Origin of the sequence: Enterobacter cloacae complex sp. SHL012, assembly GCF_049237505.1 — a bacterium.
In the GTDB taxonomy this organism is placed as follows: Bacteria; Pseudomonadota; Gammaproteobacteria; order Enterobacterales; family Enterobacteriaceae; genus Enterobacter; species Enterobacter kobei.
This window is the reverse complement of record NZ_JBMKIZ010000001.1, coordinates 623,260-643,877: the sequence shown is the minus strand read 5'-3', so window position 1 is coordinate 643,877 and position 20,618 is coordinate 623,260. Positions and strand designations below refer to the sequence as shown.

At 52.8% G+C, this 20,618-nt stretch carries 18 protein-coding genes; 10 read left to right on the top strand and 8 right to left on the bottom strand.

Translation table 11 applies throughout. The features are described 5' to 3' along the window. Both ACOTY9_RS03085 and ACOTY9_RS03080 read left to right on the top strand, forming a co-directional pair. On the top strand, positions 1–1,083 hold the full coding sequence (locus ACOTY9_RS03085) for an ABC transporter ATP-binding protein (protein WP_014884050.1): 1,083 nt from the start codon (positions 1–3) through the stop codon (positions 1,081–1,083). Between the two features lie 65 nt (positions 1,084–1,148). Then, complete coding sequence (locus ACOTY9_RS03080; protein WP_014884049.1) at positions 1,149–2,063, top strand: OmpG family monomeric porin; 915 nt, start codon at positions 1,149–1,151, stop codon at positions 2,061–2,063. 34 nt (positions 2,064–2,097) lie between these two features. On the opposite strand, the gene ACOTY9_RS03075 is transcribed toward ACOTY9_RS03080, so the two are convergent. Next, complete coding sequence (locus tag ACOTY9_RS03075) at positions 2,098–3,108, bottom strand: LacI family DNA-binding transcriptional regulator (RefSeq protein WP_348565472.1); 1,011 nt, start codon at positions 3,106–3,108, stop codon at positions 2,098–2,100. Positions 3,109–3,263: 155 nt separating this feature from the next. Between ACOTY9_RS03075 and ACOTY9_RS03070 the strand changes: the two genes are divergently transcribed. The 3 genes from ACOTY9_RS03070 to tyrR all read left to right on the top strand — a co-directional run bounded on the left by ACOTY9_RS03070 (position 3,264) and on the right by tyrR (position 7,364). Continuing rightward, positions 3,264–4,661: a YcjX family protein gene (locus ACOTY9_RS03070; RefSeq protein ID WP_200924259.1), complete on the top strand. Its 1,398-nt coding sequence runs from the start codon at positions 3,264–3,266 to the stop codon at positions 4,659–4,661. Continuing rightward, a complete protein-coding gene (locus ACOTY9_RS03065; RefSeq protein ID WP_348565473.1) occupies positions 4,658–5,710 on the top strand; it encodes a YcjF family protein in 1,053 nt (350 codons plus the stop codon). Before ACOTY9_RS03070 ends, ACOTY9_RS03065 begins: the two co-directional genes overlap by 4 nt. 112 nt (positions 5,711–5,822) lie before the next feature. Next, a complete protein-coding gene (tyrR, locus tag ACOTY9_RS03060; protein ID WP_014884045.1) occupies positions 5,823–7,364 on the top strand; it encodes a transcriptional regulator TyrR in 1,542 nt (513 codons plus the stop codon). Positions 7,365–7,397: 33 nt separating this feature from the next. On the opposite strand, the gene ACOTY9_RS03055 is transcribed toward tyrR, so the two are convergent. Together ACOTY9_RS03055 and tpx are read right to left on the bottom strand one after the other, a co-directional pair. Next, the gene (locus ACOTY9_RS03055; protein ID WP_063434310.1) at positions 7,398–8,606 is read right to left on the bottom strand and encodes an aldose 1-epimerase family protein; all 1,209 of its coding nucleotides are present in this window, start codon (positions 8,604–8,606) and stop codon (positions 7,398–7,400) included. A gap of 275 nt (positions 8,607–8,881) precedes the next feature. Next, a complete protein-coding gene (tpx, locus tag ACOTY9_RS03050; RefSeq protein ID WP_045135272.1) occupies positions 8,882–9,388 on the bottom strand; it encodes a thiol peroxidase in 507 nt (168 codons plus the stop codon). A gap of 107 nt (positions 9,389–9,495) precedes the next feature. Here tpx and ycjG point away from each other — a divergent pair, with 107 nt between their 5' ends. Continuing rightward, the gene (gene ycjG / locus ACOTY9_RS03045; protein ID WP_348565474.1) at positions 9,496–10,461 is read left to right on the top strand and encodes an L-Ala-D/L-Glu epimerase; all 966 of its coding nucleotides are present in this window, start codon (positions 9,496–9,498) and stop codon (positions 10,459–10,461) included. Here ycjG and mpaA read toward each other — a convergent pair. After that, entirely contained in the window at positions 10,452–11,165 is a 714-nt protein-coding gene (gene mpaA / locus ACOTY9_RS03040) for a murein tripeptide amidase MpaA (protein ID WP_348565475.1), read from the bottom strand. The genes ycjG and mpaA overlap by 10 nt on opposite strands. Before the next feature lie 185 nt (positions 11,166–11,350). Here mpaA and ACOTY9_RS03035 point away from each other — a divergent pair, with 185 nt between their 5' ends. Further along, positions 11,351–12,967 (top strand): peptide ABC transporter substrate-binding protein, encoded by a 1,617-nt coding sequence (locus tag ACOTY9_RS03035; protein ID WP_348565476.1) that lies wholly within the window; start codon positions 11,351–11,353, stop codon positions 12,965–12,967. A 94-nt stretch (positions 12,968–13,061) separates the two neighbouring features. On the opposite strand, the gene ACOTY9_RS03030 is transcribed toward ACOTY9_RS03035, so the two are convergent. From ACOTY9_RS03030 to ACOTY9_RS03015, 4 genes are all read right to left on the bottom strand, one after another. Beyond that, on the bottom strand, positions 13,062–13,625 hold the full coding sequence (locus tag ACOTY9_RS03030; protein WP_348565477.1) for a DJ-1/PfpI family protein: 564 nt from the start codon (positions 13,623–13,625) through the stop codon (positions 13,062–13,064). A gap of 113 nt (positions 13,626–13,738) precedes the next feature. Beyond that, the gene (locus ACOTY9_RS03025) at positions 13,739–13,879 is read right to left on the bottom strand and encodes an Ecr family regulatory small membrane protein (protein ID WP_014884038.1); all 141 of its coding nucleotides are present in this window, start codon (positions 13,877–13,879) and stop codon (positions 13,739–13,741) included. A 74-nt stretch (positions 13,880–13,953) separates the two neighbouring features. Continuing rightward, positions 13,954–15,186 (bottom strand): sensor domain-containing diguanylate cyclase, encoded by a 1,233-nt coding sequence (locus tag ACOTY9_RS03020; protein ID WP_348565478.1) that lies wholly within the window; start codon positions 15,184–15,186, stop codon positions 13,954–13,956. A 91-nt stretch (positions 15,187–15,277) separates the two neighbouring features. Then, a complete protein-coding gene (locus ACOTY9_RS03015; RefSeq protein WP_348565479.1) occupies positions 15,278–17,407 on the bottom strand; it encodes a putative bifunctional diguanylate cyclase/phosphodiesterase in 2,130 nt (709 codons plus the stop codon). Between the two features lie 455 nt (positions 17,408–17,862). On the opposite strand from ACOTY9_RS03015, the gene ACOTY9_RS03010 reads away from it, so the two are divergent. From ACOTY9_RS03010 to ACOTY9_RS03000, 3 genes are all read left to right on the top strand, one after another. Further along, positions 17,863–19,005, top strand: a complete 1,143-nt coding sequence (locus tag ACOTY9_RS03010; RefSeq protein ID WP_023338360.1) for a methyl-accepting chemotaxis protein — start codon at positions 17,863–17,865, stop codon at positions 19,003–19,005. A 156-nt stretch (positions 19,006–19,161) separates the two neighbouring features. Continuing rightward, entirely contained in the window at positions 19,162–20,145 is a 984-nt protein-coding gene (gene zntB / locus ACOTY9_RS03005; protein ID WP_014884034.1) for a zinc transporter ZntB, read from the top strand. A gap of 275 nt (positions 20,146–20,420) precedes the next feature. Further along, positions 20,421–20,603 carry a hypothetical protein gene (locus ACOTY9_RS03000; protein ID WP_000025608.1) on the top strand — a complete coding sequence of 61 codons (183 nt, stop codon included), beginning with the start codon at positions 20,421–20,423 and terminating at the stop codon, positions 20,601–20,603. The last annotated feature ends 15 nt before the right edge of the window (positions 20,604–20,618 follow it).

Genomic DNA, 20,618 nt, shown 5'->3' with positions numbered 1-20,618 from the left:
ATGGCTCAACTGTCTCTAAAACATATTCAGAAAATCTACGATAACCAGGTCCATGTGGTTAAAGATTTCAACCTCGAAATAGAAGACAAAGAATTCATTGTGTTCGTTGGTCCATCGGGATGTGGTAAATCCACGACCCTGCGCATGATTGCCGGGCTGGAGGAGATCAGCGCCGGTGAGCTGATCATTGACGGGGTCTGCATGAATGATGTCCCCGCTAAATCTCGCGATATCGCGATGGTCTTCCAGAACTACGCGCTTTACCCGCATATGACGGTCTACGACAACATGGCGTTTGGCCTGAAAATGCAAAAAATAGCGCCTGCGGTGATTGAGGAGCGTGTTAACTGGGCGGCGCAGATTTTGGGGTTACGTGATTATCTCAAGCGTAAGCCAGGCGCACTGTCCGGTGGTCAGCGCCAGCGCGTGGCGTTAGGCCGGGCGATCGTGCGTGAAGCCGGTGTCTTCCTGATGGATGAACCGCTGTCCAACCTTGATGCCAAGCTTCGCGTACAGATGCGTGCTGAAATCAGCAAGCTGCACCAGAAGCTTAATACCACCATGATTTATGTTACGCACGACCAGACGGAAGCCATGACGATGGCCACCCGCATCGTGATCTTAAAAGACGGCATCATTCAGCAGGTCGGGGCGCCGAAGCAAGTGTACAACGAGCCGGCCAATATGTTTGTCGCAGGGTTCATTGGCTCACCGGCGATGAACTTCATTCGTGGTGCTATCGACGATCGTTATTTCGTAACGGAAACGTTGCGTCTGGAGATCCCTGAAGACAAGCTGGCCGAACTGAATGCGCAAGGTTACCAGCGTAAAGCGGTCGTCTTCGGTATCCGCCCGGAAGACATTCTTACCCTGCAGAGCAGCGGAGAAGACATCACGGCGAAAGTCAGCGTGGCTGAACTGACCGGCGCTGAATTTATGCTTTATGCCACCGTAGGGGGGCATGAATTGGTTGTCCGTGCAGGTGCAGCGAATGACTACGTCGCCGGAGATAATATTGGCATCCAGTTCGATATGAATAAGTGCCATTTCTTCGACGCTGATACAGAAGCGGCTATTAGATAAGAAAGGTGTTTGCCGGAAATGAAAATTTCCGGTTTTTTGTTGGTTAATTAGAAAGGGAATATCTCATGAGTACTCTACTAAAAAGTGCTGCGCTCGTTCTGTGCGCAGGGGTTAGCTGTGCGCAAGCGGCAGAAACTGCGAAACAGTGGGAATTTAATATCGGGGCCATGTATGAAATTGAAAACGTCGAAGGTCAGGGCGACGATAAAGATGGATTATATGAACCTTCCGTGTGGTTTAATGCGACCTGGGATGCCTGGACAATTTCTCTGGCGATGTATCAGGAAGGGCCCGTTGATTACAGCAGCATGACGCGCGGAACCTATTTTGACCGTCCGGAATTTGAATTACGCTATCGCTTTATTGGAACCGATGATTTTACTTTTGGTCTGACCGGCGGCTTCCGTAATTATGGTTATCACTTTAAAGATGAGCACGGTGCCAAAGACGGCAGCGCAAATATGCAGCGCTACAAAGTACAGCCAGACTGGGATATTAAATTAACCGATGACTGGCGCTTTAGTGGCTGGCTTGCTATGTATCAGTTTGCTAACGATCTGGAAAAAACCGGTTATGCTGACAGCCGTGTTGAGACCGAAACGGGCTTTACCTGGACTATCAATGAAACCGTCTCCGCAAAAGTAAATTACTATTTAGAGCGCGGTTTCAATATGGACAGCTCACGTAATAACGGCGAGTTTTCCACGCAGGAAATTCGCGCCTATCTGCCTGTTTCGTTGGGCCAGACAACCTTAACGCCTTACACCCGCCTGGGTCTTGACCGCTGGTCAAACTGGGACTGGCAGGACGATCCGTCGCGTGAAGGGCATGATTTCAACCGCCTGGGTATGCTGTATGCCTATGACTTCAACAACGGTTTATCCATGACGCTGGAATATGCGTATGAATGGGAAAACCACGATGAGGGCGAGAGCGACCGCTTCCACTATGCGGGCGTAGGTGTGAATTACGCGTTCTGATACATCACTTACCAGGGGCGATCCGCCCCTGGTTTTAGCGCAGAGAAGCCGCTAATACAAAGTGGGTGTCGACAAGCACTTTTTGCGGGGCAGGTTGACCACTAATGCGCCTGAAGAGCAGATCGCAACTCTCTTCACCCAGCTTGCGAGTAGGGATATCAAACCCACCTGGCGCTGGCGTGAGAATGAGAGAGAGCATCGGGTCGCTGTATCCGGCTATCACGACCTGCTCAGGGATCATCAGATTTAACTCATCCGCAGCACGATAGAGGCTTAGCAACTTCATGCTGTCGGTGGCGAATACCGCATCAGGAGGAACTGGCGAGGATAATAATGTAATCGCCGCAGCGAGTGCACTCTCGTGGGTATAACCACCATCCATGATCCAGTCGGAATGAATAGCAATATTATGTTTTGCCAGACTGGCTTTATAGCCCGCCAGACGATCAATTGAAACGTGGTAATCAAGCGGTGCATGCAGACAGGCAATTTTCCGTCGCCCATTTTTAATGAAATTATCCGTCAGCGTGGCGCTGTCATTAAAATTATCCGTATCGACGGAATAGATATTCTGATAATCACCTTCCACTTTGCCAATGACGATGACGGGTACGCCATACGCATCCAGCGTGCTGAAAAAAGATTCATTTGCCGGTGAACTCAGCATGATGACGCCTTTGATCATCTTCTGCTTTATTTTGCTCACACATTTTAGCAGATCGTCTTCGCTGCTTTTGGATGTTTGCAAAATAACGTCAAAACCTTCTTCTTCCGCTTTTGTTGTAATCGCATGAAGAACATCAGAGAAAAAAGGGTTACCGGCTGTGGTTTTGGTCGAGCGGGTCGAAATAACCATAATGGCATCGAAGCCAGAAGAGGTCAGTGCGCGGGCCAGTTTGTTGGGCTGATAATTTAATTCGTCTATCGCCTTCAGCACTTTGTCACGTGCTTCGGGGGATATATTCGTTTGTTTATTCAGAACGCGGGATACGGTTGATTTCGATACGCCCGCAACCCGTGCGATATCATAGATGGTGGGTGACATACACCTTACTCACTCCGGACTGACAGCAATGCCGCTCATCTTACTGGAGAGAAAACGGCAATAGCAATAAATAAGAATTGATAATCAACGATCTGCCCCCATTTATTGTATTCTGAAGCCATGCATTCCAGGCTTCCGGGCAATGAAGGATGGCGATGAAGCGACTTAAGAACGAACTCAATTCACTGGTGAACCGTGGCGTTGACCGACATCTGCGCCTGGCCGTCACCGGGCTAAGCCGCAGCGGCAAGACGGCATTCATAACGGCGATGGTAAACCAGCTCCTGAACCTGCACGCCGGAGCGCGCCTGCCGTTGCTCAGCGCCGTAAGAGAAGAGCGTCTGCTGGGCGTTAAGCGCGTCCCTCAGCGCGATTTTGGTATTCCTCGTTTTACCTATGACGAAGGGTTGGCACAGCTCTACGGGGATCCGCCCGCGTGGCCGACGCCGACGCGAGGCGTGAGTGAAATTCGCCTTGCGCTGCGTTTCCGCTCAAATGAATCCCTGATGCGCCACTTCAAGGATACCTCCACCCTGTATCTGGAAATCGTCGATTACCCGGGCGAATGGCTGCTCGATTTGCCGATGCTGGCGCAGGACTACCTTAGCTGGTCCCGTCAGATGACAGGGTTGCTGCAGGGACAACGCGCTGCGTGGTCAACGAAATGGCGAGCGCTGTGTGAAGACCTGGATCCGCTGGCACCAGCGGATGAAAACCGTCTGGCGGCGATTGCCGAGGCCTGGACGGACTATCTTCATCAGTGCAAACAGGAAGGGCTGCACTTCATCCAGCCGGGGCGTTTTGTCTTGCCGGGGGACTTAGCCGGAGCGCCCGCGCTGCAGTTCTTCCCCTGGCCAGATGTGGACGGCGCCGGTGAATCGAAGCTGGCCCAGGCCGGTAAACACACGAACGCCGGGATGCTGCGCGAGCGGTACAATTACTACTGCGAAAAAGTGGTCAAAGGATTTTATAAAAACCACTTCTTGCGTTTCGACCGCCAGATTGTGCTGGTAGATTGCCTGCAGCCGCTTAACAGCGGGCCGCAGGCATTTAACGATATGCGCCTCGCGCTGACCCAGCTGATGCAGAGTTTTCACTACGGGCAGCGGACGCTGTTCCGTCGTCTTTTCTCGCCGGTGATCGACAAGCTGCTGTTCGCGGCCACGAAAGCCGATCACGTGACGGTCGATCAGCATGCCAACATGGTTTCTCTGCTGCAGCAGCTGGTGCAGGATGCGTGGCAAAATGCCGCGTTTGAAGGGATTAGCATGGATTGTCTTGGGCTGGCCTCCGTGCAGGCGACGCAGAGCGGGCTCATTGATCTCAACGGCGAGAAAATACCGGCATTGCGCGGGAATCGCCTCAGCGACGGTGAGCCGCTTACGGTCTACCCGGGCGAAGTGCCTGCCAGGCTGCCGGGCCAGGCCTTCTGGCAGAGCCAGGGTTTCCAGTTTGAAGCCTTCCGCCCTCAGGCCATGAGCGTCGATCGGCCGTTACCACACATCCGTCTGGATGCGGCGCTGGAGTTTTTGATTGGAGATAAATTGCGATGACGGAACCGTTAAAACCACGCATAGATTTTACCGGAACGCTCGAGCAGGCGGATCGCGAAGCGTTTAAAACGACGCAGACGTTCAGCGGTACGCAGGCAGAGAACTTTGCCCCGGCACTGCCGGACGATCTCGCGGTTGAGGAGGGGCCAGCGGAGGCGGTCGTGGAGGCTGCTTTGCGTCCAAAACGCAGTTTGTGGCGCAGGATGGTCACCGCCGGTCTGGCACTGTTCGGCGTCAGCGTGGTCGGGCAGGGCGTCCAGTGGGCGATGAACGCCTGGCAAACGCAGGACTGGGTCGCACTGGGCGGATGTGCCGCAGGTGCGCTGATTGTTGGCGCGGGCGTGGGGTCTGTTGCGACGGAGTGGCGACGTCTCTGGCGTCTGCGACAGCGCGCGCATGAGCGTGATGAAGCGCGGGATCTCCTCCACAGCCACGGAACCGGCAAAGGCCGCGCGTTTTGTAAGAAACTGGCCAGCCAGGCCGGTATCGATCAGTCGCATCCGGCGCTTCAGCGCTGGTATGCCGCCATCCATGAAACGCAGAATGACCGGGAAGTGGTAACGCTCTATTCCCATATGGTTCAGCCGGTACTGGATGCCCAGGCGCGACGCGAGATTAGCCGTTCTGCGGCAGAGTCCACGCTGATGATTGCCGTCAGCCCGCTGGCGCTGGTGGATATGGCGTTTATCGCCTGGCGTAACCTGCGTTTGATTAACCGTATCGCTCATCTCTACGGTATCGAGCTGGGTTACTACAGTCGACTCAGACTGTTCAAGCTGGTGTTACTCAATATCGCCTTTGCTGGTGCGAGCGAACTGGTGCGTGAAGTGGGCATGGACTGGATGTCGCAGGATCTGGCTGCGCGTCTTTCGGCTCGCGCTGCGCAGGGTATTGGCGCGGGCTTACTGACGGCGCGTCTGGGTATCAAGGCGATGGAAGTGTGCCGACCGTTGCCGTGGATCGATGGCGATAAGCCACGGCTGGGGGATTTTCGACGCGAACTGATCGGCCAGCTGAAAGAGACGCTCAATAAAAAACCTGCTCCGTGAGGTTTTGTTCACTTATCGTGCTGGCTGTCAATATTTGTTGACAGCCATCTTCCGGTTCACCGTGTTCTGACATATCATTTTAACGTTACTGGCTTAAAACGGTGAATTTCCCATGCGTCTTGAAGTCTTCTGTGAAGACCGTCTCGGTCTGACCCGCGAGTTACTCGATCTTCTTGTTTTACGTAGCATTGATTTACGTGGCATTGAGATCGATCCTGTCGGGCGAATTTACCTCAATTTTGCCGAAATTGAATTCAATACCTTTAGCAGTCTGATGGCGGAAATCCGCCGTATCGCTGGCGTTACGGATGTGCGCACTATCCCCTGGATGCCCTCCGAGCGAGAGCACCTGGCACTGAGCGCGCTGCTGGAAGCCATGCCTGAACCGTTCCTCTCTCTGGATCTGAAAAGTAAAGTCGAGCGCGTTAACCACGCAAGCTGTCAGCTATTTGCACAGAGCCAGGAGAAGCTCAGCAATCAACATGCCGCACAGCTGGTCCCGGGTTTTAACTTCCAGCGCTGGCTGGACAGCAACCCGCAGAATACCCATAGCGAGCATGTAGTGATAAACGGACAGAATTTCCTGATGGAGATCACACCGGTTTATCTGAAAGGGGAAAGCGACACTCGCGTACTGACCGGTGCCGTAATTATGCTGCGCTCGACGTTACGTATGGGCCGCCAGCTGCAAAACCTCTCCAGCCAGGATGTCGGCGCATTCAGCCAGATTATTGCCGTCAGCCCGAAAATGCGTCATGTGGTTGACCAGGCGCGCAAGCTCGCCAGCCTGACCGCGCCGCTGCTGATTACTGGTGATACCGGTACCGGGAAAGATCTGCTGGCTCACGCTGTGCATCTGGCAAGCCCGCGTGCGGCAAAACCGTATCTGGCACTTAATTGCGCCTCTATCCCGGAAGATGCTGTCGAAAGCGAACTGTTTGGACACGCGCCGGAAGGCAAGAAAGGGTTCTTCGAGCAGGCTAACGGCGGCTCCGTGCTGCTGGATGAGATCGGTGAAATGTCGCCGCGCATGCAGGCCAAGCTGCTGCGTTTCCTGAACGACGGAACCTTCCGCCGCGTCGGTGAAGATCATGAGGTGCATGTGGACGTGCGCGTCATCTGTGCCACCCAGAAAAACCTGGTGGAACTGGTGCAAAAGGGGATATTTCGCGAGGATCTCTATTACCGCCTTAACGTCCTTACGCTGAACATTCCACCGCTGCGCGATTGTCCGCAGGACATCATGCCGTTAACGGAACTGTTTGTCGCCCGCTTTGCCGACGAGCAGGGCGTCCCGCGTCCGAAGCTTTCTGCCGATCTCGGCACGGTGTTAATGCGCTACGGTTGGCCGGGCAACATCCGTCAGCTTAAAAATGCCGTTTATCGTGCACTCACCCAGCTTGAAGGGTATGAACTGCGTCCGCAGGATATTCTGCTGCCTGATTACGACGCCGGAACGGTATCGGTAGGTGAAGAGGCGATGGAAGGGTCGCTGGATGATATTACCAGTCGCTTTGAACGCTCCGTCCTGACGCAGCTTTATCGCAGCTATCCAAGTACTCGCAAACTGGCAAAACGGCTTGGCGTATCGCATACCGCGATTGCGAATAAGCTGCGTGAGTATGGTTTGAATCATAAGAAGGGTGACGAATAGCAAAAAGCCTCTGTAAAGAGGCTTTTTTAATGTTTATTCTTTCGCCAGCGGTGTGGTCACGATTTCTGTTTTTGTCTCTCCCTGAATGGCCGCAATCCTGTTTTCAACCTCTTTCACCTGTTGCGGGCTATGAAGCAGGGTATAGGTGAGATCAAACTGCGCGCTGGCCCCTGGCTGTAATTGCTTAACCCGTTTCTGCTCACGTTCTATGGTCACGGGGTAGGCGTAGCTCGTACCCGGCTCAATCCCCGTAACATACCCCTGCTTTGGCGTATCGGTATTTTTCCATAAGGTCAGCACGGGTAGCTGGCGTGTATCAAACTGAATTGACGCGCCTTTATCGCCGGCTTTGTTGACCACCGCCGCGAGGGTTTCGTGGTTGTTGTCCGCAAGCGGTTTGATGTTAAAGACCATCTCATCAAAGCCTTTTGTCGGCCCGGCATAGGTTTGCCAGTTGTCTACGCCCGCTTTAGCGTAATCGTTGAAGGGGCTCACGCTTACCGCCGGAGCAAGGAAGCGTGCGCCTTCTTCGAGGATCGGCGTCCCGAAGTTACTGTGATAGATGATTTGATAGTCATGAGGGTAATCGGCATGGTTTGTCAGGACATCATGCAGGCTGAACTGGTTAGTGCCTGGAACGTAACGCAGTTCGGTCATGGTTTGCAGATCCGCTTTTTTAAACGTGCTCTCTTTGATTAACCCGCGAATACGAATTTCATACGGGGCGGTATCCGCAACGTCAACTTCGACCTGAGAAGCCGGGGTATTACCGGCCTTGCCGTGAAGCGTATAAATCTGGCCGTCAGCCGTGACCGGATGTCCCGTCCACTCATAACCACAGCGGACCATCATCTCATTGAATCCTTCCAGCCAGCCGAGGCCGTTTCGGCTTTCCAGATTTATATACGCCGGGTTAACGACCTCTTTAACGGGAGAATTCCACCCCAGTCGGGTACCAAAACCTTCCACATGCAGAAGATTCATTCCGCGCGTCGGGCTCAGGGTAATTGTCAGACCGTTTTTACTGCTGATAATGATAACTTTACTGCCTTCCTGCTTTCCGCCGTGCAACACTTTCTGCTCAATGCTGAACGTTTGGTCGTTAATTTTCAGCTCATCGCTGGAAATCTTCCAGTTTCCTTTTTCTACGCTGCTTTCAGCGCTGGTCAGCACCCACGTTTTTGCTGCGGCGTGACCCGAAACCAGTACCGCAAGGAGCGTTAAAGCCAGTTTTATTTTCATTTTGATCCCTTTTTGCTGAAACGATTATTTGATTTCGTAAGCAAATCTAATGTTTTGCCGTAAAGGGAAATGTGATGGGCTTCACTGAGGGCGAAGATGATCAATATTAACCAGTATTATGTGGGAAAGATCGTGTTATTGTTGAGTTGTTGATATTTATTTGCATAAATACTGTGAAGTTATCATATTTATGCTTTAACGATTCAGCGTGTGGGTAATAAAAAACCCCGCCATCGCGAGGTTTTGAAAACGCAGTATAAATTGCTAAGTCACTGTTATGCTTTAAGCGTGTCCAGTGCGGCGGTGTAATCCGGCTCGGTCGTAATTTCGTTAACCAGTTCGCTGAAAAGGACAGTGTCGTTTTCATCAATAACCAGTACAGCGCGTGCAGCCAGACCTTTCAGTGGACCTTCCGCGATGCTAACACCGTATTTTTCGAGGAAATCCGGGCTACGCAGGGTGGAGAGGGTGATAACGTTGCTCAGGCCTTCAGCGCCGCAGAAGCGGGACTGGGCGAATGGCAGGTCAGCGGAAATGCACAGCACCACGGTGTTGTCCATTTCGGTGGCCAGTTGGTTGAATTTACGCACGGAGGCAGCGCAAACGCCGGTATCAATGCTTGGGAAAATGTTCAGCACTTTGCGTTTACCCGCAAACTGAGCCAGTGTGACGTCAGACAGATCTTTAGCCACCAGAGTAAAAGCCTGCGCTTTGCTGCCAGCCTGCGGAATGGAACCTGCAACAGCAACCGGGTTGCCCTGGAAATGAACGAGTTGTGACATAGATATCTTCCTGTTTACATATAGTTAACGTCGGGGCTAGTGTATGCCATCAGCAGATAACACGGCAAACCAATTTTTTCGCCTTTCCGGGCCGCAAGGAGTCAGTGATGAGAAGCGTTAAGGTCTATGAAGAAGCCTGGCCATTGCATACCCCGTTTGTGATCTCTCGCGGCAGCCGAAGCGAAGCCAGCGTGGTGGTCGTTGAAATCGAAGAGGACGGTTTTAAAGGCGTGGGTGAATGCACGCCTTACCCGCGCTATGGGGAAAGTCTCGCGTCGGTCATGGCGCATATCATGACGCTGGTTCCGGACCTGCAAACCGGACTTTCTCGCGAGGCGCTCCAGCACCGTTTACCCGCCGGGGCCGCGCGCAACGCCATTGATTGTGCGCTCTGGAACCTGGAAGCGGCGAAACAGCAAACATCGCTGACGTCATTGCTGGGCGTGGTGCTGCCGGAATCGGTGGTTACCGCGCAAACGGTGGTAATCGGTGAGCCGGAACAGATGGCCGCCAGCGCAAAAGCGCTCTATGACGCCGGGGCAACGCTATTGAAAGTGAAACTCGACGATCGCCTGATCAGCGAGCGAATGGTCGCTATTAGCTCAGCGGTTCCGGCCGCCACGCTCATTGTTGACGCCAACGAATCCTGGCACCCGGAAGGGCTGGCCGCACGATGTCAGCTGCTGGCCGACCTGGGGGTCGCCATGCTGGAGCAGCCTCTGCCAGCAGAAGATGATGTGGCGCTGAATAATTTTATCCATCCATTGCCCGTCTGCGCGGATGAAAGCTGCCATACCCGGGAACGTTTGAGCGACCTTCAGGGGCGCTATGAGATGGTCAATATTAAGCTCGACAAGACCGGCGGCCTGACAGAGGCGCTGGCCCTGGCGGAAGAGGCCCGGGCGCAGGGATTTGCGCTGATGCTGGGCTGCATGCTCTGCACGTCCCGGGCGATCGGCGCGGCGCTACCGCTGGTTAATCAGGTCCGTTTCGCCGATCTGGATGGCCCGACGTGGCTGGCGGTTGATGTGTCACCCGCGCTTAATTTTACCAGCGGCGTGCTTCATCTCTGAGGCTGCCAGCGTAAAAGCTCCATCATGGCTTTTAAGTACTTTTCGCTGGCTTCGTCGGACGAGATCGCCGGGAATTCAGCGGTAATGCAGGGCAGGCTCAAATCGGCGCACCAGCTACCGAATGATCCTGGCGTTTCATAGCCGACGCTGGTGACGAGTGGCAGGGAAAATGCTTTCGCCAGCCAGGCGCCCAGCTCGGAGTGACGTGGATCTTCAATACACGCCAGCGGATCGTGGAAAGAGACAATCCATGCAGGGTGGATCTTATGGATGAGCTGGCACAGCGCCTGGGTTTCAGGCTCCGAGCCCGGTTTATCTCCCGTCAGCAGAACCACATCACGCTCCTCGGCGGAGCTGTTCCAGCGATAAACGGTTTCTCCGGCGCGCCAGTTTGCTGCCGGGAAATTACGATTTAAGTCTACGCCTCTCGCATTGGCGCGTAGACCGAGCTGACAGCCGTCCGGGTTAACCGCCAGAATCACGTGATGACGCCGTAATGAGGGCGTTAGTGTCCGCAGCGCGCATGAAAGCGTCACGATGGAGGAGTTTTCGTCACCGTGCGTGCCGGCAAGAATCAAGCCGCTGTCGCGGTCGGCATCGGGGGCGGGGAACCAGATCAACGATGCGCCTAAAAATGAGCGGCCATATTGCTCAGCGCCCGGCGGAAAGACGCCGCGTTCCGCTCTCGGTCGGGTGGTTGTCATACGAAATCCTGATAAAAAGATCACTACTCGCAGTGTTGTGCAAAACACGCGGTTAATCAAATAGTTTCCGAAATGGTTGAGGATTGCCTTAAATCACTATTCGGGAGTAAGTTATTTGCATTTCTTTTTGTCGAAACAAATAATTACGCATCTGCTTGTTACCTGAATTCATTAAAGGGGATCTTATGAAGCATCCTGTTTCGCGTCTTTTTGCCGCACTGTGCCTGTGCGGACTCTCTTCACTCTCTTTCGCTGCGGATGTGCCACAGGGTACGGCACTGGCGCAAAAACAGGAGCTGGTCAGACACATTAAAGACGAACCGGCTTCACTCGATCCGGCAAAAGCGGTGGGGCTGCCAGAGATTCAGGTGATTCGCGATCTCTTCGAAGGTCTGGTGAATCAGAATGAGAAAGGGGAGTTGACGCCGGGAGTGGCAACGCGCTGGCAGAGCAACGATAACCGCATCTGGACATTTACCCTTCGCGATAACGCGAAGTGGTCCGACGGTTCGCCTGTCACCGCCCAGGATTTTGTCTACAGCTGGCAGCGTCTGGTTGATCCGAAAACGACCTCTCCGTTTGCCTGGTTTGCTGCCCTGGCGGGTATCAACAACGCGCAGGCCATTATTGATGGTAAAGCTGCACCCGATACGCTTGGCGTAACGGCGGTCGATGCCAGAACATTACGCGTCCAGTTGGACAAACCGCTGCCGTGGTTCAGTAATCTGACGGCTAACTTTGCCTTCTACCCGGTGCAAAAAGCCAACGTAGAAAGTGGTAAAGAGTGGACCCGTCCGGGATCTCTGGTCGGCAATGGTGCCTATGTCCTGAATGACCGCGTGGTGAATGAAAAACTGGTTGTCGTCCCCAATACCCACTACTGGGACAATGCAAAAACCGTCCTGCAAAAGGTCACCTTCGTACCGATTAACCAGGAATCATCGGCCAGCAAACGTTATCTGGCGGGTGATATTGATATTACCGAATCGTTCCCAAAAAACATGTATCAGAAGCTCCTGAAGAATATTCCGGGACAGGTTTACACGCCGCCTCAGCTGGGCACGTATTACTATGCGTTCAATACGCAAAAGGGCCCAACGGCCGACTCCCGCGTTCGCCTGGCGCTGAGCATGACCATCGATCGCCGCATTATGGCGGAAAAAGTGTTAGGCACGGGAGAGAAGCCCGCATGGCACTTCACGCCTGACGTGACGGCCGGGTTCACCCCGGAGGCCTCGCCATTTGAACAGATGTCGCAGCAGGAGCTGAACGCCCAGGCGAAAACCTTGCTGCAGGCCGCGGGGTATGGCCCTCAGCGTCCGCTGAAGCTGACCCTGCTGTACAATACTTCAGAAAATCATCAGAAGATTGCCATCGCGGTGGCGTCAATGTGGAAGAAAAATCTCGGTGTGGATGTCAAACTGCAAAACCAGGAGTGGAAAACGTATATTGACAGCCGTAATACCGGTAACTTTGACGTGATCCGCGCCTCCTGGGTGGGCGATTACAACGAGCCATCGACATTCCTTTCGCTGCTGACCTCAACCCACAGCGGTAACATCTCGCGTTTCAACGACCCGGCCTACGATAAAATTATCCACCAGGCGACGCTGGAAACCACGGCGAAAGCGCGCAATACGGACTACAACATGGCGGAAAAAATCCTCACGGAGAAAGCGCCTATCGCGCCGATTTATCAGTACACCAATGGCCGCCTGATTAAGCCATGGGTGAAAGGCTATCCTATTAATAACCCGGAAGATGTGGCGTATAGCCGGACGATGTATATTGAGAAGCACTGACGGGAGAGAATAACCTTGTCGCACTGAAAACTGGCGCATTCTGGCGCCAGTTTTTACTTATGCCCGCGCGTGCCGCTGTTGGGCAGCACCACTGTTACTCCAGCAATGCGCTAAACTTCGCCAGCCACTGTGGATGAGCGGGCCAGGCGGGGGCGGTGACCAGATTACCGTCTACATGTGCCTGGTCGATGCCGATACTGGCGTAGTGACCACCGCTAAGACGCACTTCAGGCGCACTCGCCGGGTAGGCGCTGCAGGTTCGGCCTTTTAGTATGCCGGCAGCAGCAAGCAGTTGCGGACCATGGCACACGGCGGCGATTGGCTTACGTGCCGCGTCAAATGCCTGCACCAGCTTGAGCACATCGTCATTTAACCGCAAATATTCTGGCGCTCTGCCGCCCGGGATAAGCAGTGCGTCATAATCCTGCTCCCGTGCGGCGGAAAAGTCAGCATTGAGGACAAAACGGTGGCCGGGCTTTTCGCTGTAGGTCTGGGCACCGTCGAAGTCATGGATTGCCGTCATGATGTAGTCCCCCTTAGGTTTGTCGGGGCAAACGGCATCCACCTGATGACCAATCATCTGTAATGCCTGAAACGGGACCATGGTTTCATAATCTTCGGCGTAATCGCCAACCAACATCAGGATTTTCTTGCTCATCTTTCCTCACCTTTATTTATAGAGATGATTAAGATATAGCCTGGTATGGCTCGATTGCCGGAAATAAAAAAGCCCGTCAGAGCACAGGCAAAATAAGCAAATGAATTATTGCACTACAGCGCATCGAAGGTCGGGTACAGGGTATTTTCCAGATATTCAACGAAATACCAGATCTCACCGCTAAAAATAAACCACAAGCCAAATATAATAAGGATGAAAATGATTAAGGTGAGTATTATTTCAGTCTTTCCCATTGTAGCGACTACCCACCTGTCAGTGATTTACATAAGTGGGGCATTGTAACGACGCTTTCCCGTATACTCCAGTCTCATGCCGCAAGGACTTTATTACGTCCATCGTTTTTGGCGCGATAGAGCGCGTCGTCTACGCGTTTAAACAGCTCATCAATACTCTCTTCCGGTTCATGCCTTGCCACACCAATGCTGACGGTAAAACGGGGTAATCCGGGTATGGTGATACGGGTTACCGCCGCGCGGACGGATTCGGCAATCTTCATGGCAGTGTCGAGACAGGTGCGCGGCAGCAGGATGACAAACTCTTCCCCTCCCCAGCGAAACACGAGGTCATCTTGCCTGCTGCAGGCTTCCAGCGTGCGGGAAAGGGCGATAAGCACCTCATCACCTTTCAGATGGCCGAAGAGGTCGTTGATGTTTTTAAAAAGATCGGTATCCACCAGCAGCAGGCTAAATTGCTGTTGCGCGGAAAGGTGGCTCAGGTTGGTTTGATCGATAATATTGTAGAACTGGCGTCGGTTAAGTAAGCCTGTCATTGAGTCACGTAACGCCGCATTTTCCAGCTCCAGCTCGAGCCTTTTTTGTTCGGTGATATCATGGATGATGCACAACATCAGTTTGTCACCGTAAATCTCAATGGGCCCCGCGTAGGTCTGGACATGGCGGGTGGTGCCATCGGCAAGACGGTGAACAAAATTAAACGGCTTATGTCCGCCGGGCAGTGCGGCAATCTCCGTCATAATGGGCATGACACCTCTCCCCAGGGTATTTATCTCCCAGGTGTGTTTATTGCACATTTCATCATGCGAATAGCCATAAAAGCTGAGCGCGGCCAGGTTTGCATCGACAATTTGCCCGTCGCGAGCTGGGTCGATTAACAGCATTGGCGCACTGTTGGTCAGGAAAAAACGGGCGTAAAAACCCTGTTTTTTACGCTGATAGGTTGTGGAACGGCTGGCTTTCAGACCTGATGGGGCCTGAGAAGAAATCCCTTCAAAAACGATAACATCGCCATAAGGCGTGAAGTGGGAGAGAGAGAGGCGGCAGCTTAACGGTGTATCTTGCCCGGCACGGCTAATCGTCCAGATCTCGACAATATCGTGATCGTTTTTCAGTTCAGGAACATACATCGACAACACGCTTTGCGCACTTGCGGAACAGGTGCCTTTACGCAAGCCATCCAGTGTTTTATTACCCATCAGCTGTGTTGCGGCCACATTGGCAAAAATGATCTGTTCTGAAACAGGAGATATGAGCCACACGGGCGTTTTAATTGCATTCAGCGCATCAAAACCATTTTGCGACATAGGCATTTCCTGTTCATCGGCATGTTATGCCTGACAATCACGTCAGATTAACTCGCGTCCACTCCTCTGAAACATACGCTATTCAATCCTGTCAGGCATGATTTTTTTGTGAAATAAATGCGGGATCCGTATGAATTTTACTCATGGGTATAATTTGTTTATCTGAATTTTTCTGTAGCAGCAGCCACGGAACCTGTTCCGCAGGCAATGGGCGGGAGAAAAGGAACCCCTGCAGATAGTCACAGCCAAGGCTGGTCAGTATCGCCTGCTGTTCGTCCGTTTCAATGCCCTCAGCAACGACATTCATCTCCATGGTCCTGGCGATATTAATAATGGTTTCCACCAGCTTACGGCTTTTCTCGTTTTCCAGCATAGAGGTGACAAAACTCTTATCAATTTTTAGCTCTTTTGCCGGGAGAACGCTTAACATCAGCAGGTTAGAATAGCCAGTACCAAAATCATCAATAGAGACGGTGACACCCGCATGGTTAAAGGCGTTCAGGAGCTCGATACTGCGGTCGAGGTTTTTAAGCGCAGTACTCTCTGTTACCTCCAGAATCAGCCGGGAGGGAGACAGATTATATTTTTCCAGCATCGACGAGACGATGTGAAAGATATCCGGCTGTTCGAACTGAACGGGGGATAAATTGAGCGACAATGTCCACTGACTGAAACCTTGTTCCGTCCAGAAATGAAGCTGCCGACACGCGGCCTCAATCGCCCAGTTGCCAACCGGAATAATCAAATCCGTTTGTTCCAGCGTGGGTAAAAACAGTCCCGGCAGCAAAACGCCTTGCTCCGGATGACGCCAGCGGAGAAGTGCTTCAAAACCGTGGATCGTCTTATCTTCCGCGTGCCAGGTTGGCTGATACCAGAGCTCAAACTGATCGCGTTCCAGGGCCTGAGAAAGCGCCTGAAGAAAACCCGGTTGCGCCGGCACTGTTGTTGACATCTCCGGACGGTAAATTGCCCAGCCGTTACGTCCATCCTCTTTAATATGTTGTAAGGCTGCATCAGCCTTAAACTTCAGTTCATGTAGCGTTTCGCCATCTTTCGGATAGAGGCTGACCCCCGCGCTGATGGTGGTGTTCAGCGTGTGACCGCAGAGTGAAAGCGGGCGGCGCATATCCGCGAGGAGGGTGGTGAGCAGGGTATTAAGCTTTTCATCATCACATTCGGGAACCAGCAGGATAAAAGCATCCCCGCCCAGTCTGGCCAGCGTCATCTCACGGGTAAGCCGGGACGTAATGCGCTGGGCAATAGTGATTAGTAACTCATCACCCACGCTGTGGCCCCAGGTATCATTCACGCGTTTGAAGTGATCGACATTCAGGAAGATCACGGCAAACTGTTTCTTGCTCAGCAAGGCGCTGCGAAGACAGTCCTGCATTCGGATATCCATCTGATGATGGTTTGCGAGCCCGGTGAGGGCATCGAAGCGAGCCTGAAGCTCAAGCTGGTGATTGAGTTGTCGCAAATTGTCCGTCAGCCGGGTGGTGCGCCAGTGCGAATCGATTAGCGAAATAATTAACATCACGCCAAGAAGTGATAGTGTGGTGACGGAAACCCATATGGATAATCCCAGCTCGCCGATCCCGCCGGGAAGCGTGCGTGCCATCTCATGGAAATGCGCGGCACTCATGCCCGTATAATGCATTGCGCAGATGGCGGCACCCATCACTAAGGCCGCGAGAATGCGATTTACAAAGACCCCTTTGTGCTTATCCCGGAGACGAAAAGCCAGCCACAACGCCACACCGGAGGCGACAACCGCAATTACCACGGACAAACCGACAATCCGCTGATCCCAGAGGATGCTTCCCTCCAGCATCAATGCGGCCATACCGATATAGTGCATCGAGACCACGCCAGCGCTGAGAATGATCGTGGCGACTGTCAGTCTAAACAGGGAGAGGTGTTTGCCCGTAACGGCAATATTAATGGCCGTTGTGGAGGCTATAACCGCCGCACCAAGTGAGGCCAGGGTTATCCAGAGATCGTAGCTCATCATCATGGGCATTTGCATCGACAGCATGCCGATGAAATGCATTGACCAGATCCCAATGCCCAGCGTTACGCCTCCGGCAATCCGCCAGAACAAAGCCGCTTTTCGGCTGGAAAGGGGAATTTTCCCGGCGCTGTCCAGAGCTACAAAGGAGGCGATAAATGCCACCAGATAAGAGACAGCAATCAACACAGGGTCCCACGATATATTGAGCATTATGCAATCCCACGCCTGAGAGGGTTACCGATTTCGCCTGCCGGCACATTTTTATCGGGCAACGAAAATGCGCATTCAAACCATATCAGTTATTTATCGTGAAAAATGACCAGTCATATAACAACTCTATACTCACCGGGAATATAAAATATATTCTCGTTTTTAACTTATTAAGCATTGCTAAACATAGACCACTATCACTAGCAAAGCGCCTTAAATACGTGGACGAACGAATCGTCTCGTCGCAGGTGATGGTATCGCTTAACGTGGTTGTGAACTAGTATCACAGCATTCGGCGCAGCACATTTTTACTAATACGCTTTTTTTACCTGACTTAAGCTAAATATCGGGTGCGTAACGGCGAAACGAGAAACCAGCGCGTTAGGTGAGGACAAACGTAAAAGTGAATGCTATAAGTCTTAATGCCGACCAAAATATAAGTTGTGGGTAAAATCATGCTAAGAAATATTAGTGTCAGGACCTTCATTGCCTGGTTCCTGTTATGCCTTTTTTTGGTAAATGCAGGTATCGTTGCTCTATTTTCCAGCAATTTCTCTCTCTTCATTTCGATTAATCTGGTTAATTTCGTTGCGCTGTTTTTGCTCTGGAGTTATATGACGAAGTTTCTTGTGACGCCGATCAATACTGTGAAAAAAAGTATTGAAGAAGTGACCGCAGGTAATCTTGGTGTCTCAATCCCTGAGTTTGGCAATAACTGCGCGGGACGATTAATCCCCGGAATTAATAGTCTTTCCAGTAACATTGCGACGCTGGTGCGTGAGATCAGGGCGTCATCTCAAAACGCCATGACCTTGTCGGATCAACTCTCTGCCCGTAGCGCTCAGCTCTCGGTGAAAACCGAGCAGCAGTCTGCCTCTCTGGTGCAAACCGCTGCCAGTATGGAGCAGATGGCGGCAAGTACCCGAAACAATGCCGATAATACCCGTCTGGCGAGCGAGCAGGCAAACGTCGCGACATTGCAGGCGCGTAAGGGAGGAGAGCTGATGGAGCAGGTTGCCAGCAATATGCAATCCATAACCGAGTGCGCGCAGCAGATGACGGAAATTATCTCCCTAATCGACGGGATTGCATTCCAGACAAATATCCTGGCGCTTAACGCGGCGGTTGAGGCGGCGCGGGCGGGCGATCACGGCAAAGGGTTCTCCGTCGTCGCGGAGGAGGTGAGAAACCTGGCGCACCGCAGTGCGGAGGCCGCGAAAAACATCAAGACGCTGATTGACGTCACCAGCAGTAATGTTACCCAGGGTGCCAGCGTCGTGTCGGAAGCGGAAAAGAATATGCATGAAATCGTGACCGGTTCCGGCAATGTCAGCCGGTTGATGGATGAGATTTCTACCTCGACCGCTGAGCAGGAGAAAGGCATTTACCAGATCACCCTGGCGCTGTCTGAACTGGAGCGGGTCACGCAAAGTAACGTCGCGATGGCGGAGGAACTCAATGGTTCCTCTGATGTCCTGCGTAATCAGGTGATTGAACTGCAAACGCGGACACGCAATTTCAGGCTTGAGCAGGGACACTCGCCGTCATCGTTGACCGGCCCTGCACCTTTCCTCCAGCGGCCCGAGCACTCGCTCTGACAGCACTTCAAAGCCTGGCATGCCAGGCTTTTCTTCTCCTGAAACACAGTATGTACAATTCCTGAACGATTTCAGCGCCATGCGAGACATAGTTGTTGCTTAACCCCCGACGGAAGCTAGACTGACATCGAAAGAGCTAAACAGGGGGGAGGCGCAGTGGAGAGCATTAAAGGATCAGAACTTAACGTTCCTGACGCAGTTTTTGCGTGGGTGCTGGACGGTCGCGGCGGTGCCAGGCCGCTGGAAGATAATGATGTCATAGATAAAGAGCATCCCTGCTGGCTACATCTCAACTATACCCATCCGGAAAGTGCTGACTGGCTGGCCACGACCCCGTTGTTGCCCAACAACGTGCGCGACGCCCTGGCAGGAGAAAGCCTGCGCCCACGTGTGAGCAGAATGGGTGACGGAACGCTTATCACCCTGCGCTGCATAAACGGCAGTACGGATGAACGTCCCGATCAACTGGTGGCGATGCGCGTCTATATGGACGACGGGCTGATTGTGTCCACCCGCCAGCGGAAGGTCCTGGCGCTGGACGACATTGTGAACGATCTCAAAGAGGGAACCGGACCGGTCGACTGCGGTAGCTGGCTGGTGGACGTCTGTGACGCCCTGACCGATCATGCGAGCGAGTTTATTGAAGAGCTGCACGATAAAATCATCGACCTGGAAGATAACCTGCTCGATCAACAGATCCCGCCGCGCGGCTTTCTGGCGTTATTGCGTAAGCAATTGATCGTGATGCGTCGCTATATGACACCGCAGCGGGATGTGTATGCCCGTCTGGCCAGCGAAAGACTCAACTGGATGAATGACGATCAGCGCCGCAGAATGCAGGACATAGCGGACAGACTCGGCAGGGGACTTGATGAGATCGACTCCTGTATCGCGCGAACGGCGGTGATGGCGGATGAAATTGCTCAGGTGATGCAGGAGTCGCTGGCGAGAAGAACCTATACGATGTCTCTGATGGCGATGGTCTTCTTACCCAGTACCTTCCTGACAGGGCTGTTTGGCGTCAATCTGGGGGGGATCCCCGGTGGTGCTTACCATTACGGCTTCACCGCGTTTTGCGTCATGTTAGTTGTTTTGATTGGTGGTGTTGCATGGTGGTTGCATCGTAGTAAATGGCTGTAAATTTACGTTTTTTTGCCCTTTTGCTGAGATTAAAACGCTCTTTTAATTGAGCGAAGTCAATAAACATCAGCCCGGCAAGGTGCAATATTACTCCCGCAGGTGAATGCAACGTCAAGCGATGGGCGTTGCGCTCCATATTGTCTTACTTCCTTTTTTTGAATTACTGCATAGCACAATTGATTCGTACGACGCCGACTTTAATAGTCGGCTTTTTTTTGCCTCCTGTTTCTCAGCGTCTACCCTAAAAGGGACGACAACCAAGCTTGGAGGGAAAGATGAGCATTTTACTCGCTCTGCTCGTGCAACAATCGCGTCAGTCCGACCCTGTTCCCACCGATCCCGTGCCGATGCCCGATCCCATACCGCGTCCGCAGCCGATGCCCGATCCGCCGCCGGATGAAGAACCGATTAAATTGTCGCATCGAACCCTGAGATCTGCGAGGATACGCGCCATCTGACCGTAAAGATCACCA